Annotated in this window: 14 protein-coding genes; 8 read left to right on the top strand and 6 right to left on the bottom strand. The window is 63.0% G+C overall.

All coding sequences use genetic code 11. The features are described from left to right. Window positions 1-27 precede the first annotated feature (27 nt). From KUV86_RS18450 to leuS, 4 genes are all read right to left on the bottom strand, one after another. Window positions 28-1197, bottom strand: coding sequence for a GGDEF domain-containing protein (locus tag KUV86_RS18450; protein ID WP_222486086.1), 1170 nt, complete (start codon window positions 1195-1197; stop codon window positions 28-30). A gap of 281 nt (window positions 1198-1478) precedes the next feature. Beyond that, the gene (holA, locus tag KUV86_RS18445) at window positions 1479-2540 is read right to left on the bottom strand and encodes a DNA polymerase III subunit delta (protein ID WP_222238624.1); all 1062 of its coding nucleotides are present in this window, start codon (window positions 2538-2540) and stop codon (window positions 1479-1481) included. Between the two features lie 7 nt (window positions 2541-2547). Further along, on the bottom strand, window positions 2548-3039 hold the full coding sequence (lptE, locus tag KUV86_RS18440; RefSeq protein ID WP_222163430.1) for an LPS assembly lipoprotein LptE: 492 nt from the start codon (window positions 3037-3039) through the stop codon (window positions 2548-2550). A 93-nt stretch (window positions 3040-3132) separates the two neighbouring features. Then, window positions 3133-5709, bottom strand: coding sequence for a leucine--tRNA ligase (leuS, locus tag KUV86_RS18435; protein ID WP_222486084.1), 2577 nt, complete (start codon window positions 5707-5709; stop codon window positions 3133-3135). A 228-nt stretch (window positions 5710-5937) separates the two neighbouring features. Here leuS and KUV86_RS18430 point away from each other — a divergent pair, with 228 nt between their 5' ends. After that, window positions 5938-6450: a zinc ribbon-containing protein gene (locus KUV86_RS18430; RefSeq protein WP_206943242.1), complete on the top strand. Its 513-nt coding sequence runs from the start codon at window positions 5938-5940 to the stop codon at window positions 6448-6450. Between the two features lie 89 nt (window positions 6451-6539). On the opposite strand, the gene KUV86_RS18425 is transcribed toward KUV86_RS18430, so the two are convergent. Both KUV86_RS18425 and KUV86_RS18420 read right to left on the bottom strand, forming a co-directional pair. Beyond that, window positions 6540-7883, bottom strand: a complete 1344-nt coding sequence (locus KUV86_RS18425; protein ID WP_222163428.1) for a hypothetical protein — start codon at window positions 7881-7883, stop codon at window positions 6540-6542. 139 nt (window positions 7884-8022) lie between these two features. Continuing rightward, window positions 8023-8931 carry a LysR family transcriptional regulator gene (locus KUV86_RS18420; RefSeq protein WP_206943238.1) on the bottom strand — a complete coding sequence of 303 codons (909 nt, stop codon included), beginning with the start codon at window positions 8929-8931 and terminating at the stop codon, window positions 8023-8025. 383 nt (window positions 8932-9314) lie between these two features. Here KUV86_RS18420 and leuC point away from each other — a divergent pair, with 383 nt between their 5' ends. The 7 genes from leuC to trpB all read left to right on the top strand — a co-directional run bounded on the left by leuC (window position 9315) and on the right by trpB (window position 17015). After that, a complete protein-coding gene (gene leuC, locus KUV86_RS18415; protein WP_206943236.1) occupies window positions 9315-10760 on the top strand; it encodes a 3-isopropylmalate dehydratase large subunit in 1446 nt (481 codons plus the stop codon). A 3-nt stretch (window positions 10761-10763) separates the two neighbouring features. Further along, the gene (leuD, locus tag KUV86_RS18410) at window positions 10764-11417 is read left to right on the top strand and encodes a 3-isopropylmalate dehydratase small subunit (RefSeq protein WP_222163427.1); all 654 of its coding nucleotides are present in this window, start codon (window positions 10764-10766) and stop codon (window positions 11415-11417) included. 65 nt (window positions 11418-11482) lie between these two features. Then, window positions 11483-12556 carry a 3-isopropylmalate dehydrogenase gene (gene leuB / locus KUV86_RS18405; RefSeq protein WP_206943232.1) on the top strand — a complete coding sequence of 358 codons (1074 nt, stop codon included), beginning with the start codon at window positions 11483-11485 and terminating at the stop codon, window positions 12554-12556. 137 nt (window positions 12557-12693) lie between these two features. Then, window positions 12694-13806, top strand: a complete 1113-nt coding sequence (gene asd, locus KUV86_RS18400) for an aspartate-semialdehyde dehydrogenase (protein ID WP_222238620.1) — start codon at window positions 12694-12696, stop codon at window positions 13804-13806. A 258-nt stretch (window positions 13807-14064) separates the two neighbouring features. Further along, window positions 14065-15036 carry a tRNA pseudouridine(38-40) synthase TruA gene (gene truA, locus KUV86_RS18395; RefSeq protein WP_206943229.1) on the top strand — a complete coding sequence of 324 codons (972 nt, stop codon included), beginning with the start codon at window positions 14065-14067 and terminating at the stop codon, window positions 15034-15036. Beyond that, window positions 15033-15686: a phosphoribosylanthranilate isomerase gene (locus tag KUV86_RS18390; RefSeq protein ID WP_222486082.1), complete on the top strand. Its 654-nt coding sequence runs from the start codon at window positions 15033-15035 to the stop codon at window positions 15684-15686. The genes truA and KUV86_RS18390 overlap by 4 nt, the downstream gene beginning before the upstream one ends. 114 nt (window positions 15687-15800) lie before the next feature. Then, complete coding sequence (gene trpB, locus KUV86_RS18385; RefSeq protein WP_206943225.1) at window positions 15801-17015, top strand: tryptophan synthase subunit beta; 1215 nt, start codon at window positions 15801-15803, stop codon at window positions 17013-17015. The last annotated feature ends 8 nt before the right edge of the window (window positions 17016-17023 follow it).

Below are 17023 nucleotides of genomic sequence, written 5' to 3'. Positions count from 1 at the left end.
GTCGTCGTTGCTGACAGCGGCGGCACGCTAGCCCAGGCGAACGCAGTTTCTGCCTTCCTGTTTGGCGCTGTACAGGGCTTGATCAGCACGTCGATACAAGGTGCCGAAGTCGTCGTCGCGATGGCCAGACACCGCAATCCCGACGCTGACGGTCAGCTGCATGCGGTGGGCAGGTTCGGGCAGGGTAAATCGTTCGGTCTCGCAGCGAATGCGTTCAGCCACTACCTCGGCGCTGTGGGCATTGCTGTTGGCGAGCAGCAGGCCAAATTCCTCGCCACCAAGACGCGCCGCCAGGTCCCCGCGGCGGGCCAGGCGTTTGAGCATGATGCCAAAGGCCGCCAGAACATTGTCCCCCGTGGGGTGTCCGAAGGTATCGTTGACCTGTTTGAAGTGGTCGAGGTCAAGCAGCAGCAGCGCCACGGGGCTATCCGGTGGTTGGCGCATGGCGAGCTGCCGGTGCACCTGACCCAACCACTGGCGGCGATTGCTGAGCTGCGTCAGTTCGTCGGTCATGGCCAGCTGGCGCAGCGAGTGGCTGTAGCGTCGCAGCCGCAGGCAGGTGATGAGGAGTCCCATGCTAACCGCCAGCACCATGCAGACCAGTAAAATGACGGCCAGCGCCAGGTCGCGATTGGTTTCGATCAGGTGGGCGCCACTCTCGTGCAGGCGTTTATCCAGCTCGGTGTAGATATCTTCCAGCGCCAGCTCCAGGCGCTCGGCCAGCATCAGGGTTTCCGGCGTCAGGGTGTGTGCCTTGAGGGTATCTGGTGTCAGCGGCTCCGGCGGATGAGACAGCGCCTGGGCCAGACGTTGCTGTAGCCCATCGGCCTCACTGAGTTGATCGCTCAAGCTCGAGACGTGGAGGGAGAAGTCGTCATCCTGGGGGGCGGCGACCATGGACATGGAGTCACCGAGTCGATGCAGCCGATGGCCAACCAGGACCACCACCTTTTGCATTTCCTCGAAGTAGCTGACGTCGTCACTATCACGAATGTTGAGCAACGCCCGTAGTCGGATCGCTTCTTCCTGGGCCCTGGCGACGTCGACCATCAAGGCATTGTGGTTGGCCCCCAGCAGCTGTCGATTTTCGCCGAGGTGCCAGATCAGCAGCAGAGCCGCCATCGCCAGGACCAGGGTGGCGGCGATGGTCAGGGGCATGATGACGGCCCGCTTGAGGGAGGGGGCGGGAGAGTTCATACGCTGGCGGACCGCTGTTCAGTGGGCAAGAGGGAAGCGGGAATTGCCTCAGTCTACGCCTTCTGTGCCACGCTGCGGGCCACTACCTCTTCTGGGCCTGAACCTGTAGCCCCCAGCGGCGACGTCAGTACCCATCACCGTCGCGACCACCAGCATTGATGCAGCGGGCAGGCCCGATGCCAGCATCGACGGCCCTGGCAACAGAACGGTCAATAGATCTGCCAGCAGACAGGTCAGACGATCTGACAGTCGTCTGGCAGCGTCGAGGCGCTCGTAGTCGACTACTGCGCTACCCGGTAGGCCCAGGGCATTTCGGCCAGCAGGCCACGTCCGCCGGCCAGCGTCAGGGTAAGGTCCTGAATGCCTTGCTCCAGGGGCAGGTCCGCGGCGCCCTTGATGGCCAGGTCAAGGCGCTGAGCGAACATCAGCAGCTTGTGAAGACGTTTCAGCGGCAATCGTCGAATCGCTTCCTGATAGGCGGGTCGTCGACGGTCAAAGATGGGGGGCTTCTGCGCCTTGCAGGCGTGTTCGAAGCTCTGGCCCTGATCGAGGTGCTGATGCAGGGAGAGGAGCGTGCGAATTTCCCGGGTCAGGGCCCACAGGATGATGGGAGGTTCAGTGCCCTCGGCCGCCAGGCCAGCCAGGATCCGCAGCACGCGTTCACGTTCTGCCTTGAGACAGGCATCCACCAGGGTGAATACGTCGTAGCGGGCGCTGCTTTCGACCCCTCCAGCCACCTCCCGTGGCGATACCTGCGTGCCGGCGGGCAGGATCAGGGCGAGCTTCTGCAGCTCCTGGTCTGCTGCCAGCAAGTTACCTTCGGTGCGCTCGCCCAGCAGCCGGGCGGCGTCCATCGACATGGACAGGCCGTGTCGCTGGGCGCGGTCCCTGAGCCAGAAACCTAGACGGGAGGCATCGACCGGCCACACCGGTACAAACAGACCCAGCTTGTCGAGGGCCTTGAACCAGGCGCTTTTCTGCTCTCTGGCATCGAGCTTGGCACAGCTGACCAGCAGTATGTTGTCACTGCCCTGGGCCTGCTCCGCGTACTCCTTCAGCGCCTTGCCACCTTCCTGACCGGGCTTGGCGCTGCCGAGACGCAACTCGATCAGCTTGCGCGAGGCAAACAGCGACATGCTGGCAGCAGATTCGATCAGCCGCCCCCAGGCGAAGTTGGCTTCCACGTGGAGCACGTCGCGTTCCTCGACGCCGCTGTCCTTGGCCTTGGCTCGTACCAGGTCACAGGCCTCCATATGCTGCAGAGGTTCATCACCGGCGACGATGATCACCGGGGGAATGGATTTTGCCAGGGCGTCAGGCAGCTTGTCGGCGAAAACCTTCATGAACGACTCAGATTTCCTGGATGGCGCGCAGGCGATCAATCATCTGACGCACGGCCTCGCGGCGGGCATCCTCGAGAGCATCGTTGCGCAGTTCGTCCTGGGACAGCAGGTTGTCGTCGGTGATCGAGAATTCCTGGATCACTTCCACCGCCTGGCGGTCCGCCACGTAGGCGCCGTCGCTGGCTCGCTGGATGGAGTATGGCACCCGCAGGACAAGCTCCTGGTCCTGTGAGCCGGTATCCAGCACACCCACCTGACGGGTGATGATATCTTCCCCACCCAGGTTGAGGCGCAGCGGGGCATCGGCGTCGATGCGAGTGCCGAGGTTTTCAAGGCGCGAGGCCAACTGCTTGGCAAAGTCTGTGTCGGCACCTTCCAGCGCCAGGCTGTCGAGAGCCAGCACCTCGCCGCCGACGCCCCTGAGGTGAAAACCGCAACCGGCCAACAAAAGTCCTGCGCCTGAGGCCAGAGCCAGGCCGAGGAAGTCGCGTCGTTGCATGTGAACTCCTTGTCGCGATACGGAGAAGCCGGGGCGGATGCCCCGGCGGTCTGCATTTAGCGTTGAGCCCCGTGCAGGACGGAGCCAGTGCATTCAATTGGCAACGATATTCACCAGCTTGCCAGGCACGACGATGACCTTGCGCAACGTCTTCCCATCCACGTGACGCTGCACGTTGTCGTTGGCCAGCGCCAGGGCTTCAACCTGGGCCTTGTCGGCGTCTGCGGGCACTTCCAGGCGCGCTCGCAGCTTTCCGTTGACCTGTACCACCAGCTCGATACTGTCGCGAGCGAGGGCGCTGTCGTCCACTTCAGGCCAGCTGGCGTCGATGACGGCGCCTTCGTGGCCCAGTGTCTGCCACAGGGCGTGGCAGGCATGGGGGGTGATCGGCGCCAGCAGCAACACACAGGCCTCGATGGCCTCCCGCTCCACAGCCAGGCCGGCCGGGGAGGTGTCGTTGAACTTGGCGAGCGCGTTGCTCAGCTCCATGACCGCGGCGATGGCGGTGTTGAAGGTGGTGCGACGACCAATGTCGTCACCGGCCTTCTTGATCGTTTCGTGGGTCTTGCGACGCAGTTCCCGCTGGGTGTCATCGAGCGCCTCAAGAGTGGCCTGGTCAAGCGTGCCTGGCGCACCGGCGTCCAGGTGTTCGGAGACCTGGCGCCACAGGCGCTTGAGGAAGCGGTGTGCGCCCTCAACGCCAGAGTCGGACCACTCCAGCGACTGCTCCGGTGGTGCGGCGAACATCATGAACAGGCGCACCGTGTCGGCCCCGAAGCGATCGATCATGGCCTGGGGATCGACACCATTGTTCTTCGATTTGGACATCTTTTCGATGCCGCCCATCTGTACTGGCTGGCCGTCGCTGATCAGGGTGGCGCTAAGCGGACGGCCCTTGTCGTCGCGCTTGACCTCGACGTCGGCCGGGTTGAACCATTCCTTGCCACCGTTGGACTGGGGCCGATAGAAGGTTTCTGCGATGACCATGCCCTGGGTCAGCAGGCGCTGGAACGGCTCGTCTGAGTCGACCAGGCCAAAGTCGCGCATCAGCTTATGGAAGAAGCGCGCGTACAGCAGGTGCAGGATGGCGTGTTCGATGCCGCCGATGTAGAGATCGACAGGCAGCCAGTAATTGGCCCGTTCATCCAGCATGGCCTCGGTGTTGTCGGCACAGCAGAAACGGGCGTAGTACCAGGACGACTCCATGAAGGTGTCGAAGGTGTCGGTTTCCCGGGTCCAGCCGTCGCCCAGGTCGCTGAAGGCGGGCATCTTCTTGAGCGGCGAGCCTGACGCGTCCACCGTGACTTCCAGCGGCAAGGCGACCGGCAGTTCGTCATCGGTGAGCGGCACGGTCTGGCCTTCAGGACCGTACTTGACCGGAATCGGGGCGCCCCAGTAGCGCTGACGAGCGACGCCCCAGTCGCGCAGGCGGTAGTTGGTCTTGACGTTGCCACGACCCTCCTGCTCGAGGCGAGCGGCGATGGCATCGAAGGCGGCCTGGAAGTCGAGGCCGTCGAACTCACCAGAGTTGATCAGGGGGCCGTGCTCGACCCAGGCGCCTGCGGACAGGTCGGGGGCGTTGCCGTCAGCGTCGGCAATCACCGCGCGGATCGGCAGCTGGTACTTGGTCGCGAACTCCCAGTCGCGCTGGTCGTGGCCAGGCACGGCCATGACGGCGCCGGTGCCGTACTCCATCAGCACAAAGTTGGCCACGTATACCGGCACACGGTCGCCGGTCAGCGGATGAATCGCCTCGTAGCCTGTGGCCATGCCACGCTTTTCCATGGTGGCAAGCTCGGCCTCGGACGTTCCCCCCTGGGCACACTCTTCGATAAAGGCGGCCAGTTCGGGCTTGTCGCTGGCTGCCTTGATGGCCAGCGGGTGACCGGCGGCCACGGCCACGTAGGTCACCCCCATCAGCGTGTCAGGACGGGTGGTGTAGACGCGCAGCGGGTCGTCGCCAGCCACATCGAAGGCCAGCTCCACGCCGCGGGACTTGCCGATCCAGTTGCGCTGCATGGTCTTGACCTGCTCAGGCCACTCGACCTTGTCGAGGTCTGCCAGCAGTTCATCCGCGTAGTCGGTGATCTTGAGGAACCACAGCGGGATTTCCTTGCGCTCGACCGGCGCGCCGGAGCGCCAACCGCAGCCATCGATGACCTGTTCGTTGGCCAGGACCGTCTGATCGACCGGATCCCAGTTGACGGTGGACATCTTCTTGTAGACCAGGCCCTTCTCGACCAGCTTGGTGAAGAACCACTGCTCCCAGCGATAGTAGTCGCTGTCGCAGGTGGCGAACTCGCGGTCCCAGTCGTAGGCGAAGCCCAGCGCCTTGAGCTGTGCCCGCATATAGTCGATGTTCTCGTAGGTCCACTTGGCGGGGGGGACCTGGTTCTTGATCGCGGCGTTTTCGGCGGGCATGCCAAAGGCGTCCCAGCCCATCGGCTGCATCACATTCTTGCCTTGCATGCGCTGGAAGCGTGTTACCACGTCGCCGATGGTGTAGTTGCGTACATGCCCCATGTGCAGCTTGCCGCTGGGGTAGGGGAACATCGACAGGCAGTAGAACTTTTCCCGGTTCGCGTCCTCTAGTGCCTTGAAGCACTGATTGTCGTTCCAGAATGTCTGAGCGTCGCGTTCGATTTCGTGGGGCTTGTACTGGGCGTCCATCGCGGTCTTCGAGTACCTTGCAATCAAGGCGCGCCCAAGGCGGCGCGCAGGGTGTGGGTATCGTCCGGTGGCAGGGTTGTGCAGAATCAACAGTTAGCGCGGCGACCACCGGCGCGGCAATGATGCACGCAAGGATACCCCAGCTGCCTGGGGTCCGGCTATGGTGGGCCGCTTGTGTTGCGCCTGGTAAGCCCGGGCAGCAACGTTCATCTCAAGGAGGATACGGTCATGAGTGAACAGCATTCCAATCCAGGAGAGCATCGGCTGAGGGACGGCTATGAGCGGATGCTTGCGCGCCTCAAGGAAGGCGCCGAGGACCTGACCTGGGACAACCTGCAGAAGGATCTGGATGACGCGGTCGAGTTCGAGGCAGAGCTTGAGGAATACACCAAGGATGAGCTGGCGCTGCTGCGAGCCTGGGTCGAGCGTGACTTGAGAGACATGCGCCGCTACCTGGCCGCCGGGGGAGAGGGGGTCGCCAGCTGGTTGGGGATTGACCTGACGATTCTGTCGAGAAAGGTGGTGGATTCGCTGTTGTCCATTGCCGACCGCAGCGTCATCGAGCGCGAGAGGCTTGAAGACGACCTGGAGGCGTCCCGTGCCGACTATACGGCGGGCGAACTTGCCGCGCCGGGACGGATGTCCTGCGTGCACTGCGATGCGGCGGTCGAGCTGCACGGCGTCACGCGCATTGAACCATGCCACCAATGCGGGCATCGCTATTTCGTGCGCGCTGCCTGAGGCGTACGGGTGTCGGGTGACGATGCTTGGGCGAAGGGGCGTCGGCCCCTTCGCTGAGTGAATGCGCGCCCTTGCGACCTGGACCGGGCTCAGGCCGCCACAGCGTGGCCGAGCCAGGCGATGGCGGCCAGCACCAGCAGTGACATGACCAGCGCGTAACGCAAGTTGTGTCGCATCATGCGGTAACCGCTGACCCCGTAGCGTCCCTGCAGCGAGAGGTTGATGCCCGACAGTGGGCCGACGCTGGTGCCTACGGCCCAGGAGGCAAGCGCGACAAAGCCAAATAGGGTCTGGTGGGGGCCGTCCAGTTCCAGCATGGAGGCCAGTACCGACACGCCAATGATCGGGTGCAGGCCAGCGATCGCGCTGATGACGATGGCCAGGTAGCTTGAGGCCGCGGCGAGCGCGCCAAACTCCGGGAAGAGCGTCCAGTTGCCCGCCGTTGCCGCATCCACCAGTACCGACAGTCCCTTGGTCAACAGACCGGCGCAGAGAAACAGGGTGATCTCCCCGCGCATGCCCGGCAGTCGGTAGTGGAAGTGCCGGACCATGCGTTCGCGGGCCACGCTCAGTCCCCGTGCAAGATTCGTCACGATAGCCAGTAGGGGCATAAGAAAGGTGATGATGCTGACGATCGTCAGTGACGGTGTCACGACGAAGTGGAACAACATGACCAGGGCGGCGATGACGGCCGGCATTAACAGGCTAGCAGGGGATAGTGAGAAGCCTGGCACCGTCGACACGTCGAAGCGACGTGACAGTTCAATCACGCTGTAGAGCCCTCCAGCGAAGGCCAGCGGAAGGCCAACGCTGAGCAGGGTGGTGTACTGGAGTGACGGCGCCAGGGACAGCACGACACCCATGGCGGCGAAGAAGGGTGACCACAGCGCTGCGCTGGACAATCCACGGTTGAGCCCAAGCAGTTGAGGCTCCGACAAAGGGCCGCGCCGCTCAAGGCGATCACCGACCATGAAGACGGTGGACAGATTGAGGATGCCACCGAGCAGATGGACCCCTAGCCAGGTCCCGATCAACCCCCTGCGACCCGTGACGGGCTGACTTGTGGGCTCGCGCGTTGGCGGGCGTCCGATCAGCGCGATGAAGCTGACGCCGGTCAACATGGCCACCACGAAGGCGTTACCGTCCAGCAACGTCATCAGCGCTGGGCGCGCATCGAACAGCGTCATTGCCACGGCCAGAAAGAGGACGCCGAGTAGCGCCAGAACACCCGCCTGCCACTGGTTTCGCCGAGGGATATCCGGCCATAGCAGGGCGCTGGCGAGCCAGAACGGGAGGCTGACGCTCACGCTCGGCAGCCATGGCGCCAGCATGCTCGCAACCTGCATGGCCAAGCCGGTAAGCAGCAGTAGCGCCGCCAGGCGATGGCGCAAGGGGGGCAGCGGAGGCGTGTTCGCGGCGGATGAGGTGTGCATGCCTGAGTCCCTTTGGCGTTGGTGGTCCTGTTGGGTCGAGTGACGAAGTGGGTCGAGTGACGAGTTCGGTCTGCTGGCGAGTTAGGTCTGTTGGCAAGGTGCGCTGTCATGAAGCGAGGCACCTTACGACGACCAGGTGTCAATCGGCAGCGGCAGCAGGCGTTTCTGCATGCGTGTCGAACAGCTCCAGCAGTGAGCGGGCCGCATTGGAGAGCGTCCGGTCCCGGTGGGTCAGGTAGCCGAGGGGACGATGGATAGGCTGGGCGTCTGGCATCAGTCTAACGAGCCGTCCATCGACAATCTCGCGCCTGACCATGGAGTCCGGCAAGAGGGTCCAGCCTAGCCCAGCGGTAGCCATCATTTTCAGCGTTTCCAGATAGTTGGTCGACTGTCCTACGGTAGGCACCAGGCCATGGGCGGCCAGCCGCTCGAGGATCAGCTGCCGGGTGAAGGTCAGCGGGCCCGGCAGAAGTGCGTCGTGGCGTGCCAGGGACGCCAGGTCCAGCGGGTGCTCTCGAGACAGCGGATGTTCAGGAGACGCGACAAAGCTCAGCTCGTCCGTCCACAGTTGGCGAGCATGCAGCTGGCTGTCTGGCGCGGCAGACAGCGTGACCAGTGCGACCTCGATGTCGCCGTCCAGCACGCCCTGATAGGCCTGCTCCGAGTCCAGAAAGCGCAGGTCCAGCCGCACCTTGGGAAAACGCCTGACGTAGTCCTCCAGAATAGGCGGCAAGCGGTGAAGGCCAATGTGATGGCTGGTCGCTAGAATCAGGGCGCCCGAGACATCGCCGGTTAGATTGCCAAGCGCCCGGCGACTGTCGTCGACCATGACCAGGATCTGGCGCGCCCTGGGCAATAGCAGGCGTCCCGCTTCGGTCAGGCTGACGCGCCTGCCGATACGGTCGAACAGGCGCGCACGGGTCAGGGTTTCCAGGGTGGCGATGCGCTTGCTGACAGCCGGCTGCGTCAGATGCAGCTGTTCCGCGGCGCGAGAGAAGCTGCCGCTGTCCGCCACCGCCAGGAACGCCTGCAGACTTTGCGTATCCATGACGGGCTCCAGAAAAAGATGTATTCCATACAGGAATCGTTTGAATAAATAACATGAATTGATTTTATTGGCGAGTGGCGCGAGACTCGTTCTATCGCCAGCGCGACGTGCCCGGCTAGCCCAGCAGAATGACCCGGTAGAATGACCCGGCAGCATGACCCGGCAGGGCACCTGGTGGCGATGACCCGACCCGGTCACAGCACAAGCCACTGGGCAGTGGCACTGAAAAGATCAGCGATACCCTTACACCGTGGCAGCACGCAGAGAGGCATGACACACGGATACCGAGACAGCCGACATGGCGGTCCGTGGCAAGCCTCCGCAACGCTTAGACAGACCTTGACGCAAACGCTCGAGGCAGGACTTGAGGCAGGAGATTCCGCATGGCAGGCCAGACGCTTTACGACAAGTTGTGGCAGCAGCACTTGGTGAAAGAGCGCGACGACGGCACGGCGCTGATCTACATTGATCGGCAGCTGCTCCACGAGGTGACCTCGCCCCAGGCGTTCGAGGGGCTCAGGATCGCCGGTCGCCAGCCCTGGCGCCTGGATGCCAACCTGGCAACCCCCGATCACAACGTGCCAACGACCGTAAAAGAACGGGCCGAGGGCAATACCGGGATCAAGGATCCAGTGTCGTTGATCCAGGTCCAGACGCTGGATGACAACTGCGATGCGTTTGGCATCGAGGAATTCCGCATCAATGATCCGCGTCAAGGCATCGTGCACGTGGTCGGCCCTGAGCAGGGTGCAACCCTGCCCGGCATGACCGTGGTGTGTGGTGACTCTCACACGGCCACCCATGGCGCCTTTGCCGCGCTCGCCCACGGGATCGGCACCTCTGAGGTCGAGCACGTGCTGGCGACCCAGTGTCTGCTGGCGCAGAAGATGAAGAACATGCAGGTGCGTGTCGAGGGCACCTTGGGTCAGGGCGTCACCGCCAAGGACGTGGTGCTTGCCATCATCGGCGAGATCGGCACCGCTGGCGGTACCGGGTATGCGATCGAGTTTGCGGGTAGTGCGATCCAGAGCCTGACCATGGAAGGGCGCATGACAGTCTGCAACATGGCCATCGAGGCAGGAGCGCGGGTTGGGCTGATTGCCGTCGACGATACCACCATCGACTATCTCGCCGGACGTCCCTTCGCACCTACCGCCGAGCAGTGGGAGGCAGCGGTGGCTGACTGGCGCCAGCTGGTGTCTGATGCCGATGCCGCCTTCGACAAGGTAGTGACCATCGCCGCCGAGAGTATCGAGCCTCAGGTCAGCTGGGGTACCAGCCCGGAAATGGTGACCGGAGTCAGTGGCGAGGTGCCGGATCCCGCTCAGGCGGCAGACGACACCGCACGCACCGGCATCACCCGTGCGCTGGAATACATGGGCCTTGCGCCGCGTCAGAAGATTACCGATATCCGGCTCGACAAGGTGTTCATCGGCTCCTGCACCAACTCGCGCATCGAGGACTTGCGCGAAGCGGCCAAGGTGGCCCGTGGCCGCAAGGTAGCGGACAGCGTTCAGCTGGCCATGGTCGTGCCCGGCTCCGGTCTGGTGAAGCGTCAGGCCGAACAGGAAGGTCTCGACAAGGTATTTATCGAGGCGGGCTTTGAGTGGCGCGAGCCCGGCTGTTCCATGTGCCTGGCGATGAATGCCGACAAGCTGGGTGCGGGAGAGCATTGTGCCTCCACCTCCAACCGTAACTTCGAAGGTCGCCAAGGGTATGGCGGTCGCACCCACCTGGTGAGCCCGGCCATGGCCGCCGCCGCTGCGATCGCCGGACACTTTGTCGACGTGCGCAGCTTTGATTCCACTACCGCTCGCCAGGAGGCCTGAGCCATGCAAAAGTTCGAACGCCTCGAAGGTCTGGTGGCGCCAATGGATCGCGCCAATGTCGACACCGACCTGATTATTCCCAAGCAGTTTCTCAAGTCGATCAAGCGCACCGGCTTTGGCGTCAACCTGTTTGACGAACTGCGCTACCTGGACGAAGGGCAGCCGGGTCAGGACGTCAGTCAGCGTCCCTTGAATCCGGACTTCGTGCTCAATCAGCCGCGCTACCAGGGGGCCAAGGTGTTGCTTGCGCGCCGTAACTTTGGTTGCGGGAGTTCGCGCGAGCATGCGCCCTGGGCGCTGGAGGACTTCGGCTTCCGCGTTGTCATCGCGCCGAGCTTTGCCGATATCTTCTACAACAATGCCTTCAAGAACGGCATCCTGTTGATCACGTTGAGTGAAGATCAGGTGGATCGTCTGTTTGCTGAAGTGCACGCCAACGAGGGGTACTGCCTCGATGTGGATCTTGAGCACCAGCGGGTGACGACACCCAGTGGCGAGATTCTCGAGTTCGAGGTAGATGCGTTCCGTAAGCACTGTCTGCTTGAAGGGCTGGATGACATTGGCATCACCCTCCAGGATGAAGACGCCATCGCGGCCTTTGAGTCTCGCCATCGGGCCGCTCGTCCGTGGCTGTTCCGCGAGCCCGCCAAGGCCTAGGCGATTTACCGCCCGGCCTGGAGCAGGCCGGGTGACTGTTTGCACTGTCTCAGGAATACATGGTTATGACCCGCAAGATTCTTGTCCTTCCCGGTGATGGCATCGGACCGGAAATTACCGCCCAGGCCACTCGCGTGCTGGACGCCCTGAAGGCGAAAGGGCTGGACGTCGAGGTCGAGCAGGGGCTGGTGGGTGGTGGTGCCTATGATGTGCATGGGGTGCCGCTGCCTGACGAGACGCTGTCCAAGGCGCGACAGGCCGACGCCATTCTGCTGGGGGCGGTGGGAGGCCCTCAGTGGGATACCATCGAGGACCTCAGCAAGCGCCCGGAGAAGGGGCTCTTGGGCCTGCGCAAGGAGCTGGGCCTGTTCGGCAACCTGCGCCCCGCGATCCTGTATCCGCAGCTGGCAGAAGCCTCAACACTCAAGCCCGACGTCGTGTCCGGGCTCGACATCATGATCGTGCGTGAACTGACGGGCGGGATCTACTTCGGTCAGCCCCGTGGTGTCGAAGAACGTGGCGGTGAGCGGGTTGGTTTCAATACCTATGTGTACAGCGAAAGCGAGATCGAGCGCATCGGCCGTGTCGCGTTCGAGATGGCGCAGAAGCGCGGCAAGAAACTGTGCAGCGTGGATAAGGCCAACGTGCTGGAAGTCACTATTCTGTGGCGTGAGGTCATGGAGCGTCTGGCACCAGAGTATCCCGATGTCGAGCTGTCCCACATGTACGTGGACAACGCGGCCATGCAGCTGGTGCGTGCGCCCAAGCAGTTTGATGTGGTGGTAACCGGCAACATGTTCGGCGATATTCTGTCGGACGCCGCCGCCATGCTGACGGGATCCATCGGCATGCTGCCTTCAGCGTCTCTCAATGAATCCGGTCAGGGCATGTATGAGCCTTGTCACGGTAGTGCCCCGGATATCGCCGGCAAGGGCATCGCCAACCCGCTGGCCACGATTCTGTCGGTGGCGATGATGTTGCGCTACTCTCTTAATGAGCCAGCCATGGCTGAGCGCATCGAGGCGGCGGTGGGCAAGGTGCTGGATCAGGGGCTTCGCACGGCGGATATCGCCTATCCGGGCACCCGCCAGGTCAGCACCGCCGAGATGGGTGACGCGGTGCTCGCCGCACTGGACTGAGCGAGAGCGGAAACAACGCTAAGCGAGGGGCCATCGGCGTCTCGCGAAGGTGAAGCGGAAAGCCTACCGGCAGCATCTGAAAGGTGCTGCCGGTTTCTGTATAATGATTGTCTCACTCGATTTCTAGAGGACTTCACATGTTGAAAGTCGGTTTCGTCGGTTGGCGTGGCATGGTGGGTTCCGTGCTCATGCAGCGGATGGTGGAAGATGGGGATTTCAACGGCATCGAGCCGGTGTTCTTCACCACCTCTCAGGTTGGTCAGGCCGGCCCCGACGTAGGTGTGGACGTGCCTCCGCTGAAAGACGCCTTCGATATCGAGGCGTTGAAGGCGCTGGACGTGATCATCACCTGTCAGGGCGGTGACTACACCAAGAAGGTCTATGAGGACCTGCGTGGCGGTGGCTGGAAGGGCTACTGGATTGACGCTGCCAGCACCCTGCGCATGAGCGATGATGCCACCATCGTGCTTGATCCGGTCAACCGCAAGGTGATTGACGCTCAGCTTGATGCTGGCGCGAAGACCTTTGTCGGCGGTAACTGCACCGTCAGCTTGATGCTGATGGGCCTTGGCGGTCTGTTCGAAGCCGATATGATCGAATGGATGACGTCCATGACCTATCAGGCGGCGTCAGGCTCCGGTGCCAAGCACATGCGCGAGCTGCTCAACCAGATGGGCGGATTGCGTGACAGCGTGGCCAGCGAGCTGGCCGATCCCGCCAGCGCGATTCTGGATATCGATCGCAAGGTCACCGCGGCCATGCGCTCCGGCGAGATTCCGACGGACAACTTTGGCGCACCGCTGGCCGGTAGCCTGTTGCCGTGGATCGACTCCAAGCTCGACAACGGTCAGAGCCGCGAGGAGTGGAAGGGCTTCGTCGAGACCAACAAGATTCTCGGTCGCCAGGACGCGCCGGTGCCGATCGATGGCCTGTGCGTCCGTATCGGTGCCATGCGCTCCCACAGTCAGGCGTTCACCATCAAGCTGCGCCAGGATGTACCGCTGGATGAGATCGAAGAGCGCATTGCCGCGCACAACGAGTGGGTCAGCGTCATTCCCAATGACAAGGACGCCACCATCGACGGGCTGACGCCGACCGCGGCAACCGGCACGTTGAACATCCCGGTGGGTCGTCTGCGCAAGCTGAACATGGGCGGCGAGTATCTCAGCGCCTTCAGCGTGGGTGACCAGCTGCTGTGGGGGGCCGCCGAGCCGCTCAAGCGGATGCTCAAGGTGCTGCGCGAACGCTAAGACTGGCGTCAAGGCAGTGGATAAGGTAGTGAAATGTATCGGGGCACCTCAGGGTGCCCCGATGTCGTTTCTCGGCTGCATCGTCACGGTCTGGAGTGCCCTGGTTGGTCGACCAGGCGGACGCTCCTCGAGCAAGATGCGCTGGTCGCAGCGCCTGCCTGTGGCAAGGCTGGTCGTCACCGAGCGGTTAAGGGATAATGCACCTCTCATTCGCGCAGATTCCTGCGTGGCCACCGCTTTCTTCGGCTTGCAGGTCGTATGTCCTTCTTTCATCACCTTGACGAACGTACTCCCATGGAGGGTCGGCTCGCGCTCAGCGTTGAGTACGATGGAACCCATTACTGTGGCTGGCAGCGGCTCAAGCACGCGCCCTCTGTTCAGGGCGCAGTAGAGGCGGCGCTGGCCAAGGTGGCGGGCGCACCGATCACCTTGCACTGCAGCGGCCGCACTGATTCTGGCGTGCATGCCACGCGGCAGATCGCCCACTTTGATCCGCCTGTGCAGCGTTCGGAAAAGGCCTGGGTGTTTGGCGGTAACGCCAACCTTCCTCGCGATATCGCCATCCGCTGGATTCGTCAGGTGCCGGATGAGTTTCACTCCCGGTTCAAGGCCCTGGCCCGTCGCTACCGTTACGTGATCTTGAATCAGCCCAGTCGGCCGGTGCTGGAGCGTGCCAATGCCACCTGGTGCCGTGACCCTCTGAATGCGGACGCCATGCACGTGGCTGCCCAGGCTCTGGTGGGCGAGCATGACTTCTCAAGCTTTCGCGCGGCAGGCTGCCAATCCAAGACGCCCTGGCGGCACTTGCACTTCATAGAAGTCCATCGGCATGGCCCGCTGGTGGTGGTCGACCTGCAGGCCAATGCGTTCCTGCATCACATGGTCCGTAACATCGTTGGCGCGCTGGTCACCGTTGGACGTGGCGAGCAGGGCACCGATTATATTCAGCGGCTGTTGGCGTTGCGCGATCGCCAGAAGAGCGACGTCACCGCCCCCGGCTGCGGCTTGCACTTTGTCGACACCCTGTATGATGAGCAGTGGCAGCTGCCGGCGGAGCCTCTGGGGCCCAACCTACTGGCCTTCCTGGGTGAGTGGACCGGTGAGCGTCCCTTGCCGGACTGTCCGATGGTCGAGTTTCGACGTGGCCGCCCGATTGCCGAGACACGCCGAGCCGTTCGCGCCGAGGAGCTGGATGGAGCGCCGTCCAAGACGTCTGAGGAAAGGTCATGACAGCACCAATGCAGCGTACTCGGGTCAAGTTCTGCGGCCTCACCCGGGAACAGGACGTCGACGCCGCCGTGGCGTTGGGTGCTGATGCCATCGGTTTCGTACTGTGGGCGGGCAGCAAGCGGGCCGTCGACGTGGATCAGCTGGCGCGCTTGACGGCTCGGGTGCCGGCGTTCATTACGCGGGTGGGGCTGTTTGTCGATGCCGCCCCGGAAGAGGTGAGTCGGGCCCTGCCATGGCTGGACCTGCTGCAATTTCACGGTGATGAGTCCGCCGCCGAGTGCGAGCGCTATGATCGTGCCTATATCAAGGCCCTGAGAATGCGCGACGGGCTGGATGTACACGCCGCCGCACGCTGCTACGACAGCGCGCGGGGGCTGCTGCTCGATGCCTACCGCCCAGGTGTGCCAGGTGGTACCGGTGATACTTTCGACTGGAGCCGAATTCCACCAGGGCTGGGTAAAGCTGTTATCCTCGCGGGCGGTTTGTCCGACGACAACGTCAGCCAGGCGATCCGCCAGGTGAGGCCCCATGCGGTGGATGTGTCGGGGGGCATCGAAAGTGCTGCCGCGATCAAGGATGCTGGGCGGATGCGTGCCTTCGTCAATGCGGTGGCATTGGGCGACAGGGTCGCGAACCAGACAAGCGTCTAGGAAGGGCGCTCAAGACGGGCGCTTGCTTGGGGCAACAGTCGTCGCCGAAGGTGCGGGGGCGTTGTTACATGCCAATGACGCAGAGCCCAATAGACAACTCTGAAGGAGTCCGACATGAGCAAGTTCAGTGAGCTGTCCCGCTGGCCAGATGCCAGGGGCCATTACGGGGCCTACGGCGGGCGTTTCGTATCCGAGACCTTGAGCTTCGCCCTGGATGAGCTGGACCGCACCTATCAGAGCCTCAAGAACGACCCTGATTTTCAGGCTGAATTCGATCATGACCTCGCCCACTACGTGGGGCGGCCGTCGCCGCTGTATCACGCCCGTCGCTGGTCGCAGCAACTGGGTGGCGCACAGATCTGGTTGAAGCGCGAAGACTTGAACCATACCGGCGCCCATAAGGTGAACAACACCATCGGCCAGGCGCTGCTGGCCAAGAAGAGCGGCAAGCCAAGGGTGATTGCCGAGACCGGGGCAGGCCAGCATGGCGTGGCGACCGCTACCGTGGCGGCGCGGCTTGGGCTGCGCTGTGATGTCTATATGGGTGAGGCTGATACGGAGCGGCAAAAGCTCAACGTTTATCGCATGCGTCTGCTGGGGGCCAACGTGATCCCGGTGACGTCGGGCACGCGCACGCTCAAGGACGCCATGAACGAAGCGTTGAGAGACTGGGTCACCAACGTCGACGATACCTTCTACATCATCGGCACCGTGGCAGGCCCTCACCCTTATCCGCAGCTGGTGCGCGACTTCAACGCCGTGGTCGGACGGGAAGCCAGGCAGCAGTCGCTGGACGAATTTGGCCGTCTGCCCGACGCCCTGGTGGCCTGTGTAGGCGGTGGCTCCAATGCGATGGGCCTGTTTTATCCCTTCGTCGAGGATGATGGCGTGCAGATGTACGGCGTCGAGGCGGGTGGCGATGGCCTGGACAGCGGCCGTCATGCGGCGCCCCTGGCATCCGGCGCACCTCGCGGCGTACTCCACGGTAATCGTACCTACCTGATGTCCGATGAAGGAGGCCAGGTCAGCGACACGCATTCGATTTCGGCAGGGCTGGATTACCCCGGTGTCGGTCCCGAGCACGCACTGTGGAAGGACGTGGGCAGGGTCAACTATGTAGCCGCCAATGACGACGCGGTGCTCGAGGCCTTTCGTGAACTGACCCATGTGGAAGGCATCATGCCAGCGCTTGAGTCGGCCCACGCCCTGGCCCATGCCAAGGTGTTGGCGCCGACCATGTCACCCGACCAGAATATTGTGGTCAACCTGTCCGGACGCGGTGACAAGGATATCCTCACTGTCGCCAAGATCGACGGTATCGACCTTTAAGGAAGCAC

The sequence above is a fragment of the Halomonas sp. DP8Y7-3 genome, from assembly GCF_019801675.1.
Taxonomy (GTDB): domain Bacteria; phylum Pseudomonadota; class Gammaproteobacteria; order Pseudomonadales; family Halomonadaceae; genus Halomonas; species Halomonas litopenaei_A.
Note: the sequence above shows the minus strand (reverse complement) of the source record. Positions and strands in the feature narration are given on the sequence as shown.

Excerpts from the sequence above, each read along its gene's own strand:
- KUV86_RS18420 (WP_206943238.1), bottom strand. The coding sequence starts at position 8,931 with ATGGATACGCAAAGTCTGCAGGCGTTCCTGGCGGTGGCGGACAGCGGC.
- leuD (WP_222163427.1), top strand. The coding sequence starts at position 10,764 with ATGCAAAAGTTCGAACGCCTCGAAGGTCTGGTGGCGCCAATGGATCGC.
- leuC (WP_206943236.1), top strand. The coding sequence starts at position 9,315 with ATGGCAGGCCAGACGCTTTACGACAAGTTGTGGCAGCAGCACTTGGTG.
- KUV86_RS18390 (WP_222486082.1), top strand. The coding sequence starts at position 15,033 with ATGACAGCACCAATGCAGCGTACTCGGGTCAAGTTCTGCGGCCTCACC.
- asd (WP_222238620.1), top strand. The coding sequence starts at position 12,694 with ATGTTGAAAGTCGGTTTCGTCGGTTGGCGTGGCATGGTGGGTTCCGTG.
- truA (WP_206943229.1), top strand. The coding sequence starts at position 14,065 with ATGTCCTTCTTTCATCACCTTGACGAACGTACTCCCATGGAGGGTCGG.
- leuB (WP_206943232.1), top strand. The coding sequence starts at position 11,483 with ATGACCCGCAAGATTCTTGTCCTTCCCGGTGATGGCATCGGACCGGAA.
- KUV86_RS18450 (WP_222486086.1), bottom strand. The coding sequence starts at position 1,197 with ATGAACTCTCCCGCCCCCTCCCTCAAGCGGGCCGTCATCATGCCCCTG.
- KUV86_RS18430 (WP_206943242.1), top strand. The coding sequence starts at position 5,938 with ATGAGTGAACAGCATTCCAATCCAGGAGAGCATCGGCTGAGGGACGGC.
- leuS (WP_222486084.1), bottom strand. The coding sequence starts at position 5,709 with ATGGACGCCCAGTACAAGCCCCACGAAATCGAACGCGACGCTCAGACA.
- KUV86_RS18425 (WP_222163428.1), bottom strand. The coding sequence starts at position 7,883 with ATGCACACCTCATCCGCCGCGAACACGCCTCCGCTGCCCCCCTTGCGC.
- lptE (WP_222163430.1), bottom strand. The coding sequence starts at position 3,039 with ATGCAACGACGCGACTTCCTCGGCCTGGCTCTGGCCTCAGGCGCAGGA.
- holA (WP_222238624.1), bottom strand. The coding sequence starts at position 2,540 with ATGAAGGTTTTCGCCGACAAGCTGCCTGACGCCCTGGCAAAATCCATT.
- trpB (WP_206943225.1), top strand. The coding sequence starts at position 15,801 with ATGAGCAAGTTCAGTGAGCTGTCCCGCTGGCCAGATGCCAGGGGCCAT.